The 13,025-nt window shown below is 69.6% G+C and carries 11 protein-coding genes; 5 read left to right on the plus strand and 6 right to left on the minus strand.

Going from position 1 to position 13,025, the window contains the following annotated elements:
* Positions 1 to 43 precede the first annotated feature (43 nt).
* Both ACLQ2O_RS15935 and ACLQ2O_RS15940 read left to right on the plus strand, forming a co-directional pair.
* Positions 44 to 1,705: an FAD-dependent oxidoreductase gene (locus ACLQ2O_RS15935; protein WP_425831881.1), complete on the plus strand. Its 1,662-nt coding sequence runs from the start codon at positions 44 to 46 to the stop codon at positions 1,703 to 1,705.
* A gap of 16 nt (positions 1,706 to 1,721) precedes the next feature.
* Positions 1,722 to 3,185 (plus strand): ATP-binding protein, encoded by a 1,464-nt coding sequence (locus ACLQ2O_RS15940; protein ID WP_425831883.1) that lies wholly within the window; start codon positions 1,722 to 1,724, stop codon positions 3,183 to 3,185.
* Here ACLQ2O_RS15940 and ACLQ2O_RS15945 read toward each other — a convergent pair whose 3' ends face one another.
* A complete protein-coding gene (locus tag ACLQ2O_RS15945) occupies positions 3,186 to 4,109 on the minus strand; it encodes an alpha/beta hydrolase family protein (protein ID WP_425831885.1) in 924 nt (307 codons plus the stop codon).
* 58 nt (positions 4,110 to 4,167) lie between these two features.
* On the opposite strand from ACLQ2O_RS15945, the gene ACLQ2O_RS15950 reads away from it, so the two are divergent.
* Entirely contained in the window at positions 4,168 to 4,719 is a 552-nt protein-coding gene (locus tag ACLQ2O_RS15950; protein ID WP_425831887.1) for a helix-turn-helix domain-containing protein, read from the plus strand.
* A gap of 22 nt (positions 4,720 to 4,741) precedes the next feature.
* Here the strand turns inward: ACLQ2O_RS15950 and ACLQ2O_RS15955 are convergent, their stop codons facing one another.
* Entirely contained in the window at positions 4,742 to 5,515 is a 774-nt protein-coding gene (locus ACLQ2O_RS15955; RefSeq protein WP_425831889.1) for an SDR family NAD(P)-dependent oxidoreductase, read from the minus strand.
* A gap of 97 nt (positions 5,516 to 5,612) precedes the next feature.
* On the opposite strand from ACLQ2O_RS15955, the gene ACLQ2O_RS15960 reads away from it, so the two are divergent.
* On the plus strand, positions 5,613 to 6,227 hold the full coding sequence (locus ACLQ2O_RS15960) for a TetR/AcrR family transcriptional regulator (RefSeq protein ID WP_425831891.1): 615 nt from the start codon (positions 5,613 to 5,615) through the stop codon (positions 6,225 to 6,227).
* A gap of 591 nt (positions 6,228 to 6,818) precedes the next feature.
* Here the strand turns inward: ACLQ2O_RS15960 and ACLQ2O_RS15965 are convergent.
* Complete coding sequence (locus tag ACLQ2O_RS15965; protein ID WP_425831893.1) at positions 6,819 to 7,754, minus strand: sugar kinase; 936 nt, start codon at positions 7,752 to 7,754, stop codon at positions 6,819 to 6,821.
* The gene (locus tag ACLQ2O_RS15970) at positions 7,747 to 8,370 is read right to left on the minus strand and encodes a bifunctional 4-hydroxy-2-oxoglutarate aldolase/2-dehydro-3-deoxy-phosphogluconate aldolase (RefSeq protein ID WP_425831895.1); all 624 of its coding nucleotides are present in this window, start codon (positions 8,368 to 8,370) and stop codon (positions 7,747 to 7,749) included. Before ACLQ2O_RS15970 ends, ACLQ2O_RS15965 begins: the two co-directional genes overlap by 8 nt.
* 132 nt (positions 8,371 to 8,502) lie before the next feature.
* On the opposite strand from ACLQ2O_RS15970, the gene ACLQ2O_RS15975 reads away from it, so the two are divergent.
* Positions 8,503 to 10,326, plus strand: a complete 1,824-nt coding sequence (locus ACLQ2O_RS15975; protein ID WP_425831897.1) for an exo-alpha-sialidase — start codon at positions 8,503 to 8,505, stop codon at positions 10,324 to 10,326.
* 790 nt (positions 10,327 to 11,116) lie between these two features.
* Here the strand turns inward: ACLQ2O_RS15975 and dgoD are convergent.
* Both dgoD and ACLQ2O_RS15985 read right to left on the minus strand, forming a co-directional pair.
* Positions 11,117 to 12,262 (minus strand): galactonate dehydratase, encoded by a 1,146-nt coding sequence (gene dgoD, locus ACLQ2O_RS15980; RefSeq protein WP_425831899.1) that lies wholly within the window; start codon positions 12,260 to 12,262, stop codon positions 11,117 to 11,119.
* Complete coding sequence (locus tag ACLQ2O_RS15985) at positions 12,259 to 12,987, minus strand: FadR/GntR family transcriptional regulator (protein ID WP_425831901.1); 729 nt, start codon at positions 12,985 to 12,987, stop codon at positions 12,259 to 12,261. The genes dgoD and ACLQ2O_RS15985 overlap by 4 nt, the downstream gene beginning before the upstream one ends.
* Positions 12,988 to 13,025: the final 38 nt, after the last annotated feature.

The raw sequence follows: 13,025 nt of genomic DNA on the forward strand, positions 1-13,025 counted from the left end.
GGAATCGCTCCCACAGTTGGCCGGGCGCTGGTATGAAAGAGGCATGACAGCGTCGACTTCCCGCCCGGTGATCATCACCGTGGACGACGACCCCGGGGTGTCCCGGTCGATTGCCCGCGACCTTCGCCGCCGGTACGGCGAGGAGAACCGCATCGTCCGGGCCGAGACCGGTGCGCAGGCGCTGGACGCGTTGCGCGAGCTGAAGCTGCGCGGCGAGCCGGTCGCGCTGCTGCTGGCCGACTACCGGATGCCTCAGATGACCGGCATCGAGTTCCTGGAGCAGGCGATGGACCTGTTCCCGCTCGCCCGCCGGGTGCTGCTGACGGCGTACGCCGACACCGACGCCGCGATCCAGGCGATCAACGTCGTCGACCTCGACCACTACCTGCTCAAGCCGTGGAACCCGCCGGAGGAGAAGCTCTACCCGGTGGTCGACTCGATGCTGGAGCTGTGGAAGGCGACCCCGGAGCCGTCCACCGACGAGACCCGGGTGATCGGGCACCGCTGGTCGGCGCCGTCGTTCGCGGCCCGTGACTTCCTCGCCCGCAACGCCGTGCCCTATCGCTGGTACGGCGTGGACGACGACGAGAGCAAGCGGCTGCTCGAGGCCGCCGGCGTGGACGGCTCGACGCTTCCGGTGGTGATCACGCCGGACGGCTCGGTCATGGTCGCGCCGAGCGAGGCCGATCTGGCCGCCAAGGTCGGGCTGTCGACCTCACCGGCCGAGGCGTTCTACGACCTGGTCGTGGTCGGCGGCGGGCCCGCCGGGCTCGGCGCCGCCGTGTACGGCGCCAGCGAAGGGCTGCGGACGGTCTTGGTCGAGCAGCTGGCGACCGGTGGCCAGGCCGGCCAGTCCAGCCGCATCGAGAACTACCTGGGCTTCCCGGACGGGGTGTCCGGCGCGCAGCTGACCGACCGGGCACGGCGGCAGGCGGTGCGCTTCGGCGCCGAGCTGCTGACCGCCCGCCAGGTGGTCGGGCTGGACACGACCGGCTCGGCCCGGCGGCTGAAGTTCTCCGACGGCAGCGAGATCTCCGCGCACTCGGTGATCCTGGCGACCGGCGTCGCGTACCGGACGCTGCAGGCGCCCGGCGTCGAGGACCTGTGCGGCCGCGGTATCTACTACGGCTCCGCGACCACCGAGGGCCCGAACTGCGCCGGCCAGGAGATCTACATCATCGGCGGGGCGAACTCGGCCGGTCAGGCCGCGGTCTACTTCAGCAACCATGCCGAGCGCGTGCATATGCTGGTCAGAGGGCCGTCGCTCGAGGCGACCATGTCGTCGTACCTGATCAACCAGATCGAGGCCATCGACAACATCGAGGTGCACACCTGCACGCAGGTGGCCTCCTGCAAGGGGTCGGAGCACCTCGAGGTGCTGACCCTGCAGAACAGCTCGACCGGAGAGACGCGGGAGGTGAACTCGGAGTGGTTGTTCGTGTTCATCGGCGCCGCGCCCCGGACCGACTGGCTGCCCGGCGACCTGCAGCGCGACGACCGCGGCTTCGTGCTGACCGGTCCCGACCTGCGGGGCAAGCCGCCGGGCTGGACGCTGGAGCGCGAGCCGTATCACCTGGAGACGTCGATGCCGGGCGTCTTCGCGGCGGGCGACGTCCGGGCCGAGTCGGTCAAGCGGGTCGCCTCGGCGGTCGGCGACGGAGCCATGGCCGTGACCCTGGTGCACCGATACCTGGAGATGCTGTGACGAAGGAGACGGTTCGATGAGTGCCGAGGCTGTGCCCGAGTCGCAGCGGATCAGCATCGACGAGCTGCGCACGCTGTTCCTGTTCGAGAGCCTGACCGACGAGCAGCTGGGCTGGCTGGCCCGCGAGGGCACCGTCGAGGCGTACGACGACGTGGTCTTCACCGAGGGCGACGAGGCGGTCTGCTGCTACATCCTGCTGACCGGCGGGCTGCGGATGTGCAAGCTGTCGCACGGTGAGGAGGTCGAGATCAACCGCAGCACCCAGCGCGGCGTGTACGCCGGTGCGGTGACCGCGTTCCTCGGCGCCGACGAGCGCAAGTCCTACAACGCGACCATGCGGGTGCTCGAGCCGTCGACGTTCTTCGTGATCACCGCCGAGACGATGGCCACGATGATGAACCAGTGGTTCCCGATGGCCGTGCACCTGATCGACGGGTTCGTCCAGGGCATGCGGCGGACCAACGAGACGATGGGCGAGCGCGAGCGGCTGCTGGCGCTGGGCTCGCTGTCGGCCGGCCTGACCCACGAGCTGAACAACCCGGCCGCGGCCGCCGTACGGGCTTCGGCGACGCTGCGGCAGCGCGTGGCCGGCATGCGGTCGAAGCTGGGGATGCTGGCCGACGGCACGCTGGACGCGACCAAGCTGCACGAGATCGTCGAGCTGCAGGAGGCCGCGGTCGAGCGGCTGGCCAAGACCGTCGGCAAGGAGGTCTCGCCGCTGGAGCTGTCCGACGCCGAGGACATCCTGGCCGACTGGCTCGACGAGCACGACGTACGGGCGAGCTGGGACGTCGCGCCGGTGCTGGCCGCGGCCGGCCTGGACGTGCCCTGGATGGAGAACGTGCTGACCGCCGTCGGCCCGGACTACCTCGAAGGCGCTGTCCGCTGGCTGATGTACACGGTCGACACCGAGTCGCTGATGAACGAGATCGACGACTCCGTCACCCGCATCTCGACGCTGGTCGGCGCCGCCAAGCAGTACTCGCAGATCGACCGGGCGCCCTTCCAGGTGGTGGATCTGCGCGAGTTGCTGAAGTCCACGCTGGTGATGATGTCGGGCAAGCTGCAGGGCATCGAGGTGGTCAAGGACTTCGACCCCGAGCTGCCCGCGATCCCGGCGTACGCCGCGGAGCTGAACCAGGTCTGGACCAACATCATCGACAACGCCGTCGGCGCGATGAACGGCTCCGGCACGCTGACGCTGCGCACCCGGCGCGACGGTCACTACGCGGTCGTCGAGATCGGCGACACCGGTCCGGGCATCCCGGCCGAGATCAAGCGCCGGATCTTCGAGCCGTTCTTCACCACCAAGCCGATCGGCGAGGGCACGGGTCTCGGCCTGGACATCTCCTGGCGGATCGTCGTCAAGAAGCATCACGGCGACCTGCGCGTGGATTCCGATCCGGGCAAGACGGTCTTCAAGATCGTGCTCCCGCTCGACCCCCAGCAGGAGATCGAGGCGCAGGCCAACCTGATCTGATCAGTCGGTTGCCGTCGGCAACCAGCCGAGGATCGCGTCGAGGGCCTCGGGATCCACGTGGCCCTCGACCTGGTAGTCGGCCGGCGTCGAGGGCCCGGCCCCGGCGAAGAACTGGTGGTTGTCGGCGGCCAGGATCTTGATCGTGGTCGCCGGGTGGTCGGCCAGGCCGTCCCGCCAGCCGGGCAGGTCGTCGTCGACGGTGACCTGGTAGTCCCGGCCGCCCTGCAGGACAAGGATCGGTACGTCGAGCTTCGCCGCGGCGGCGACCGGGTCGTAGTCGCGCAGGTCCAGCCAGTACGAACCCGGCGCCCCGAACGGCAGATCTGTCGTCTCCGGTGACAGTTCCGGACTGTCGACGACGGCTGCCTGGCGCTCGAACTGCTCGACGAGCTCGGCCGGGACGGTCGCCGGATCGATCGTCGCGAGGTGCTTCATCACCCGTACGGCGGCGTGGTGCATCGGCTGGGTGTCGCCGGCCATGATGATGACGCCGGCGACTTCCGGCGCGGCGGCGGCGACCTTCGGGGCGACCTTGCCGCCCATGCTGTGGCCGATGACGAACACCTGCTCGACGTACTCGCTCAGCGTGCGAACGGCCGCGACCGCATGCGGGACGTACTCCTGCGTCATCGTGAAGCCCGGCTGGGTGAAGAGCTCGGGGTAGGTGAAGCTGGGCTTGTCGAACCGCAGCACCGCGACGCCCCGGCTCGCCAGACCCCAGGCGAGATCCTTCAGCGGCTTGTTCGGCCCGCTGGTCTCGTCGCGGTCGAACGGACCACCGCCGCTGAGCAGAACGACGCCCACGCGGGCGCCGCCGTACGGAAGGGTCAGGGTGCCCTGGGTAGGACGGTCGTCGACGGCGAGCGTGACGTCCGCTTCCTCGAAGCGCAACGAATTGGCGTACGGGGGTTCGGTCCAGGTCATCGTCCAATTACCTTTCTCAATGTTTGAGAAAGGTAGCACGGCGTGAGATCGTCGGCCCATGGGTCCGCTGGAACTGCTCGGGCACCCGGTGCGGCTGCGGGTCGTGCACGCGCTGCGCGGCGGGCGCGTGCTGACCACCGCGGAGCTCGGTGCGTCGATCCCGGACGTCTCGAAGGCGACGCTCTACCGGCACGTCGAGGCGCTCGCCGAGGGTGGCGTGCTCGAGGTGGCCGAGGAGCGGCGGGTGCGCGGGGCGGTCGAGCGGCTCTACCGGTTGCGGGCGGATCGGGCGTCGATCGATCCGGCGACGATCGCGACGCTGACGGCCGACGATCACCGGCAGGGGTTCGCGTTGGCGATGGCCGTGCTGGTGGCCGAGTTCAACCTGTACCTCGACCACGAGCAGGCGGATCCCGTCGAGGATCTTGTCGGGTACCGCCAGCACGCGGTCTGGCTGAGCCCCGAAGAGCTGATCACGCTGATCGAGGGGTTGCGCGCCGCGATCCTGCCGGTGCTGACGAACGAGGCCACCTCCGAGCGGACCCGGTACCTGCTGAGTCCGATCTTGTTTCCCGCTGAGGATCCCGCGCTGGGGGAGCCCTCGGCTTAGCTCGGCCGGACGGGATCGCCTCTTAAGCGACCTGGTCGGTCGGGCGGATCAGGATCTCGTTCACCGCGACGTGGGGCGGCTGGTTGACGGCGTACAGGACGGCCTCGGCGATGTCCTCGGGGCGGAGGGTGCGGACCGAGGCGTAGAGCTTCGCGGCCATCTCCTGGATCGCGGGGTCGGTGACGTGGCTGGCGAGCTCGGTGTCGACCATGCCGGGTGCGATCTGGACGACGCGGACGCCCTGCGTGGTGACCTCCTGGCGGAGCGCCTCGGTGAAGGCGTTGATGCCGAACTTGGTCGCGGCGTACGCGCCGTTGCCGGCCGAGGCGGAGCGGCCTGAGGTCGAGGACGTCTGGATGATCGTGCCCTTGCTGTCCAGTAGATGGGGGAGCGCGGCGTGCGCGACGTACATGCTGCCGAGCAGGTTGGTCTGGACCATGCGGTTCCACTCGCTGGTGTCGGCGGTCTGTACGGCGCCGACCAGCATCACGCCCGCGTTGTTCACCACGATGTCGAGCCGCCCGAACCGCTCGGCGGTGGCCGCGACAGCGTCCCGCACGGACTGCTCATCGCTCACGTCGAGCTTGACGGGGTAGATCTCGCCGGGCGTGGCCGCGTTGGCCCCGGTCGTCGCCTGATTGGTCTCGACCCCGGTCGCGGCCAGTTCTGCCAGGCGGTCCGTACGCCGTGCGCCGGCGACGATGTTCGCCCCGGCGGCCGCCAGGGCCGTGGCGACGGCTGCGCCGATGCCCGACGAAGCTCCGGTGACGAGCGCGACCTTGCCTTCGAGTGACATTGCTTGTTCCTCTCGCGATTAACCTGACCGGCTGGTCCGTTTAGATCAACCGTAGCATCTAACCGGACCGGCTGGTCAACTTAGGTATGCTGGGGGCGTGAACACGAGCGAGGGGACCCGGCCGCAACGGGCGGACGCCGTACGGAGCCGGGCGCAGCTGATGACCGCGGCACGCGACGTCTTCGCCGTACGCGGCACCGAGGCCACGGTCGCCGAGATCGCAACGAGCGCCGGCCTGGGCAAGGGCACGGTCTTCCGCCACTTCGCGAACAAGGACGAGCTGGTCGCGGCCATCGTCGACGAGATGGTCGACGACCTGGTCGCGAAGACCGAGGACCTGCTCCAGGCCGACGACGCCGCCGAAGCCCTACGCGCCTTCATGACCGCAGGCATCGAACTCCAGGTCCACAACCAAGCGTTCTGCGACGTAGCCGCGGGCGCCGCCGTACGCCAGCACCCCGTACTGCGAAAGAAGATCGCCCGCCTCGAGTCAGCCGTCGAGTACCTCGTCGACCGCGCCCGCCAAGCAGGCGCCGTACGCAACGACATCACCGGCCAGGACGTGATGCTCCTCCTGGCCGGCATCTACCAAACCGCCGCGCCGGCCCTCCCAGACTCTCCCGAGATCTGGCAGCGCTACCTGGCCCTGACCTTCGACGGCCTACAACCCACCGCAGCCCGCCCGCTCCCACAGCCCGCCCCCGGCGCCTAACCCCTCCGCCACCCACCCCAGGCTCGCCGGAGCCCCGCCGCGCGCACAACCACTCCGCCCCCACCCCTGCTCGTCGGAGCCCCGCGCGCACAACCACTCCGCCGCTCGGCCCGGCCTCGCCGTCCCCCGCTCCGCTCACCCAAACGGTCTGCACCTACCGGCAAGTCCGGTTGCCACAGCACGGGCAGCGGCACCTTGAACACCCAACGGCGACCTCGGACACCAAATAGCCTGTCCGAGGTCCCGACGAGGTGTCCGAGGTACCCGCAACCGGCGGGCCCGCGCTACGCGGCGGGGCGTCGGGGGAGGCTTCGTCCACTGGCGCGTTGTGCGACGAGTGGCGCCTTGTTGGACGACTAGCGCGATGTACCGGGGTAGTCGTGGGAATGGGGAGCAGTCGGCAGTCGGCCGGGGGCGCGGCTCGGCTGTCGGTCGACCGGCCGCGAGGTCGCGCCGCGTGGAGCAGGCGGTCGGCGGGGGCGACCGGATGCGGTTGGGGAGTGCTCAGGGGTGGCGGTGGATGCGGGAGGCTTGCTGGTGCTGGTGCTGGTGCTGGTGCTGGGTGCTCGCGGGCCGGCTGGGTTGGACGGTTCAGCGGAGGGCGGTGCCGTGGGTGTGGGTGATGAGGGTGAGGTCTTCGCGGGTGGGGAGGGACTCCCAGTCGCCGTACCCGCCGACGCAGAAGGCGCCTGAGGTGGTGGCTCGGACGAGGCACTCGTCAGGGGACAGGTTGTCGAGGGTTGCTGAGAGGTAGCCGGAAACGAAGGCGTCGCCGGCGCCGATGCTGTCGACGACGGTGACCGGGAGGGCGGGTCGGTGGCGGGTACCGGTGGCGGAGTACGACCAGGCGCCCTTGCCGCCCGCGGTGACGACGACTTCGTCGAGGCCGGCGGCGAGCAGAGCGGCCACCGGATCGGTGGCGTCGGTGAGCAGGTCGAGCTCGTCCTCGGAGGCGAAGACGGTCTGCACGTGCGGGAGTAGTTGCTTGAGGCAATGAGCTGCGGTACTGCGGGACCAGAGGCGGCCGCGGTAGTTGACGTCCAGGGAAACTCGTACGCCGGCCGCGGTGGCTGCTTCGGCGGCGGCGAGCGTGGCCGCGTGGGCCGTGTCAGACAGTGCCGGGGTGATGCCGGTGAGGTGGAGGAGCTTCGGGGCCGCGCTCGTGATGGCCGCGGTGCACTCGTCAACGGTGAGTTTGGAGCCGGCCGAGCCGCGGCGGTGGTAGCTGACCCGCGTGATGTCGTGTGCGGGCTGGTCGAACGCGATGAACCCGGTGAAGTCGGTGTCGGAGAAGCGGACGTACGACGTACTGACGCCCTCGGCTCGCAGGGTGCGGTGGATCAGGCGACCGGGTTCGTCGTTGCCGACGGCACCGAGCCAAGCAGCCTGGTGGCCGAGGCGGGAGAGCCCGATGGCGACGTTGCTCTCGGATCCGGCGATCGAGAGATGGGCTTCCCCGCCGAGCCGCATGGCTGCCCGGGTCCGGAGGGAGACCATCGTTTCCCCCAGGGTGAGAACTTCAGGCATCCGCGACCGCCTTCAGGAAGTCTTTGGCTCGGGTGGCGAGTTCCTGCTGGGAGCCGCCGGTGCCGGCGTCGCCTAGTAGCGGGGAACCGACGCCTACGGCGAGGGCGCCGGCGGCGAGGTACTCCGGGGTGATCGCGGCGTCGACGCCGCCGACGGCGATGAGCGGTGCGTGGGGGAGAGGCGCGCGGAGCTCGCGGAAGTAGCTCGGGCCGTAGACCTTCGCGGGGAAGATCTTCACTGCCAGCGCGCCCAGGTCCAGGGCGGCGACTACCTCGGTGGGGGTGAGGGCGCCGCACAGGAGAGGCAAACCGAGTTCGACGCTGCGGTGGGCGCCTTGGGTGATCGCGGGCGTGACGACGAAGCCCGCGCGGGCGGCGGCGACCTCGTCGGCCTGGGCGGCGGTGACGACCGTGCCGGCGCCGATCAGCACCGACGGGTCGAACTCGGCGCGCGCCTTCGCGATCGCCTCGGCGCCGCCGGGCGTGGTGAGTGAGACCTCGAGCGTGGTGATCCCGGCGCCGACGAGCGTCCGGATGCAGTCCAGGGCGCGGTCGGGTCCGTCCGCGCGGATGATCGCGAGCACCTTGCGGCGCCGCAGTTCGGCCAGCAGATCCATGTCTCCTCCAAAGCTCAAACGCTAGTTGATCAGGTCCAGGGTCTTGCAGTTGTCAGATAACTGGAGAAAAGTTACCCGAGTGGCATCCGCCCCGTTGTTTACTTTCCGTTCACCCGGAAGGCAGGACATCCCGTGCCCAAATCCCTCCGCCTCCTCCTCGCCGTCGCGCTGCTGCTCCCGGCCGCGCTGACCCAGCCCCAAGCGACCGCCCAGCCCCAAGCAGTCAATCAACCGACCGCGATCACCCAGACCGTACTGTTCGACAAAGGCGGCGCCGGTTACGGCTGTTACCGCATCCCCGCCATCGTCCGCACGAAAGCCGGCACCCTGCTCGCGTTCGCCGAGGCCCGCCGGACCTACTGCGCCGACTCCCAGGAGATCGACCTGGTGATGCGCCGCTCCACCGACGACGGACGCACCTGGTCGGCGCAGAAGATCGTCCTCTCCGGAACCGACACCGACCCGAACGCCGTCGCCACCCGCGGCAACCCGACGCCGATCGTCGACTACGAGACCGGCCGGATCGTGCTGCTCACCACGATGGACCCTGGCGCCGGCACAGTCCGTCCGCGGACGCCGTACGTGCAGTTCAGCGACGACGACGGCCTGACTTTCAGCAAGGCGCGAAACATCGGCGACCAGATCGACGACCCGGCCTGGGGGTGGTACGCGACCGGCCCGGTGCACGGGATCCAGTTGACCCGGGGCGCTCACAAGGGCCGCCTCGTGGCCGGGACGAACTACGACGTCGGCGGCAAGCACGCCGGGCAACTCGTCTACAGCGACGACGGCGGCGACACCTGGCACAAGGGTGCGACCGATCTGCGGTCCGATGCGTTGGTGCCGCAGGAGATCAGCGTGGTGGAGAAGGTTGACGGCGGCATCTATGCCGGTGCCCGCAACAACGGTGGCAGCGGCGGCAACAGTCGAGCCTTTGCCGTCAGCAACGACGGCGGGCAGACCTACGCAGCGCCGTACGCGTCGATCCCCGGCCTGACCACGCCGACCGTGCAGGGCTCCCTGCAGAGGCTCAGAGCGACCGATCAGGGTGCGAAATACAACCGGATCCTGTTCGCCTCGCCGGCTGATCCCGAGCGGCGCCGGTACATGACGATCCGGTCGAGCTTCGACGAGGGCAAGACCTGGCAGACCGTTGCCCAGGGCACGCGGATCACCAGCGACTGGTCCGGCTACTCGGACATGGCCGTGCTCGACACCGGTGAGATCGGACTGCTGTACGAGGGCGGGACGGTCGACGCGCGGGATCAGGTCCGGTTCGCGCGGTTCACCGAGACCGACATCGGCCATCCGGACGGGGCGAGCGGGACGACCACGCCGGACGTCTCCGGGTTGGGCAACAACAGCTACCTGCGCGGCGGTACGACGGTTGTCGCGGGCAAGTTCGGTCAGGCGCGCGATCTCGACGGCAGCGACGACGCGATCCAGCTCCCGTACGCCGAGTCGCTGGCGCTCGGCTCGGGTGACTTGACCGCGATGACCTGGCTCAAGTACGGCGCGAGCACGGCGCCGCAGGCGATCTTCTGGGGCTACGGGATCAACGAGTTCTCGCAGTTCTGGCTGCGCGCCGAGCCGGCCGACCAGCGCATCCGCGGGCTGATCACCGTCAACGGTAGTACGGCGGCGGTCGCCTCGACCAAGGCGTACAACGACAACGCCTGGCACCACGTCGCCCTGCAACGCAAGGCCGGCACTCTGAGCTTGTGGGTCGACGGCACCCAGGTCGCCAGTACGCCGGCGCCGACCGGGTCGATCAGCCCCGGGCGTCCGTTCAAGATGTACGTCGGCCAACGGCTCGACGGCGCGCACCACCTCGACGGCTCGCTCGACGAGGTCCGCCTCTACAAGCGTGCACTCACGGCCGCCGAGCTCGGCAGCATCCGCACCAGCAACGTCACCACGGTTCCGAACGCCGTACTCGACCTGCCGCTCGGCTGACATCACACTGGCCTGGCGGACACAACCAGCCGCCAGGCCAGCTCGCCGCCGTCAGGCACCACGGCAGCATCACCCGGCCCGGCCTCGTCCAGCCCGAACACGCGCCCGAGCATCGGCTCCACACCCAAGCTCCGGTACGGCGCGCCTTCCGGAAACCCGCCGAGGTTTCGCCAGAGGGCAGTCGAAATAGGTTGCCCAGGGCAACTCAAGTCGAAGGTCAGCTCGAGCCCGCGATCCCGCACGGAGGCGGACGAACAAGCGAGTACAGCCCCAACAGCAGTCCCGTCGCTCGGCCCGTAGGTCCCCAAGGAAGCAGACCAAGAGCCCTCAATCCACGGCCCAGCATCCGGATAGAGCCGGCAAGCAGTCCCCTCCGGAACCTCAACAGACGCACCGACAACACAGTCGAGCAACGCGTGCGCTGCCCACACGAACCGATACCCGGCCGGAGCCGTCAGCAAATAGTCCGCCCAGACGACACCCGCCGGCCCGCCGACGACACCCGCCGGTCGCTCCCCACCATTCATCCGGCGCCGCAGCTCCGCCTCGCCCCACCGCACCACATCCCACTCACCGTCCGCGCTCCACACCTGGTTCCACAACCCACCATGGTCAGGTGTGCCACGAACAGTAGGAAAGCACTCGTCCACCCCACCCGCATCGGTGAAGGTGACATCGCCAGTCCGAGGCCCGGACACCAGCCCCGGCCCCGACCACAGCCACTCGCGACCGCCGAGCTGCAAGGAGTTCCACCGACCACCGTCCGTCAGGTCGACGCCAACGGTCGCGCTCACCATTCGGCGAAGGACCCGTCGTCCTGCGTCCACAGGGGATTGCGCCAGGCGTGCCCCTTCTGATCAGCAGCCCGTACGGCGGCCTCGTCGACCGTGATCCCGAGCCCTGGCAGCGGGTTGTACTCCGCGTGCCCGTCGACCCAGGTGAACGGCGCCGGATCCACCACGTACGACGTCAGGTCACTCGCCACGTTGTAGTGGATCCCGCGGCTCTGCTCCTGAATCAGGAAGTTCGGCGTAGCGAACGAAACCTGCAGCGACGCCGCGAGCGAAATCGGCCCCAGTGGGCAGTGCGGCGCGAACAGCGCCCCGTGCGACTCGGCCAGCGAAGCGATCCGCCGCAGCTCCGAGATCCCACCCGCGTGCGACACGTCCGGCTGCACGACAGCAACCCCGGCATCCAACGCAGGCAGGAACTCTGACCTGCTGTAGAGCCGCTCGCCCAAGGCGATCGGCACCGTAGACCCGTCCACGATCGACGACAGATGCCGCAGGTGCTCAGGCAGCACCGGCTCCTCGACGAACAACGGATGTAGATCCTCGACCGCATGCAGGATCCGCCGAGCTCCAGCGACCCCGACGCGCCCGTGCAGGTCGATCGCGACATCCAGCGAATCCCCGAGCACCGACCGCGCGGCCGCCAGCCGATCCACGATGCCGACAATGTCGGCCCGCGACGGCGACGGCTGGATCAGTCCGCTCGCGTTCATCTTCACCGCGGTCATCCCGGCCGCGACCTGCTCGGCGACCTGCTCTGCGATCTCGCCCGGCTCGTCGCCGCCGACCCACGCGTACACCCGCGCCCGGTCCCGCACCCGGCCGCCGAGCAGCGACGACACCGGAGCGCCGTACACCTTGCCCGCGATGTCCCACAGCGCGTGATCCAGCCCCGCGACCGCGCTGCTCAGCACCGGTCCGCCGCGGTAGAAACCGCCCTTGCTCAGGATCTGCCAGTGCCGCTCGATCTGCAGTGGGTCCTGGCCGATCAGGTACTCCGACAGGACCTCGATCGCGGTCCGCACGACCTCGGCGCGGCCCTCGACCACCGGTTCGCCCCAGCCGACGACCCCGTCGCTGGTCTCGATCCGGCAGAACAGCCAGCGCGGCGGTACCAGGAACGTCTCGATCCGCTCGATCTTCACCTGCGACCCCGACCGACGCCAGGCTTCTTCCGTACGTCGGACAGGTCCTCGGCGGCCTTCGCCAGCAGCTCCCGCATCGCCAGCTCGGCGCCCTCGGGATCGCCGGCCCGGACGGCCTCGACCACGCGCTGGTGACTGGGGACCGGGTCGTCGGACGGTTTCGCCTTGTGCACCAACCGGTCGCGGCCGGCCAGGCCGGTCTCCATGATGACCTCCATCTTGGTCAGCAACTCGTTCCCGGTCGACGCCAGCAGCGCCTTGTGGAAGGCCACGTCGGCCTCGGCCGCGGAGATGTCGTCGGTGGCCGAGGCCATCGCGGCCAGCGCGGTGTCGAGCGCGGCCAGGTTGGCGTCGTCGGCGCGGATCGCGGCCAGTCGCGCGGCGGCCGGCTCGACGATGCCGCGCACCTCGTGCAACTCCTCGAGCAGCGCAGGCCGTACGTCGTCGTCGAAGTGCCAGCGGATCATGTCCGCGTCGAGCAGGTTCCAGTCCGAGCGCGGCCGGACGAACGTGCCGCGCTTCTGCCGCGCGTCGACCAGCCCCTTGGCGGTCAGCACCTTGAGGGCCTCCCGGACGGCGGTCAGGCTGACCCCGAGATCGGCCTGCAGGTCCGGCACGTTGATCGTCGCGCCCTCGGCGATCTGCCCCGACAGGATGCGCTGCGCCATCACCTCGACGATCTGCCCGTGCAGCCCCCGCGACGTCCCTCGCTGAATCCCCGTCACGTCGCTCTCCCCATCACCCTGGTCGTCGAACTCGTCAT

The sequence above is a fragment of the Kribbella sp. DT2 genome, from assembly GCF_049844575.1.
GTDB lineage: Bacteria > Actinomycetota > Actinomycetes > Propionibacteriales > Kribbellaceae > Kribbella.

Excerpts from the sequence above, each read along its gene's own strand:
- ACLQ2O_RS15935 (WP_425831881.1), top strand. The coding sequence starts at position 44 with ATGACAGCGTCGACTTCCCGCCCGGTGATCATCACCGTGGACGACGAC.
- ACLQ2O_RS15940 (WP_425831883.1), top strand. The coding sequence starts at position 1,722 with ATGAGTGCCGAGGCTGTGCCCGAGTCGCAGCGGATCAGCATCGACGAG.
- ACLQ2O_RS15945 (WP_425831885.1), bottom strand. The coding sequence starts at position 4,109 with ATGACCTGGACCGAACCCCCGTACGCCAATTCGTTGCGCTTCGAGGAA.
- ACLQ2O_RS15950 (WP_425831887.1), top strand. The coding sequence starts at position 4,168 with ATGGGTCCGCTGGAACTGCTCGGGCACCCGGTGCGGCTGCGGGTCGTG.
- ACLQ2O_RS15955 (WP_425831889.1), bottom strand. The coding sequence starts at position 5,515 with ATGTCACTCGAAGGCAAGGTCGCGCTCGTCACCGGAGCTTCGTCGGGC.
- ACLQ2O_RS15965 (WP_425831893.1), bottom strand. The coding sequence starts at position 7,754 with ATGCCTGAAGTTCTCACCCTGGGGGAAACGATGGTCTCCCTCCGGACC.
- ACLQ2O_RS15970 (WP_425831895.1), bottom strand. The coding sequence starts at position 8,370 with ATGGATCTGCTGGCCGAACTGCGGCGCCGCAAGGTGCTCGCGATCATC.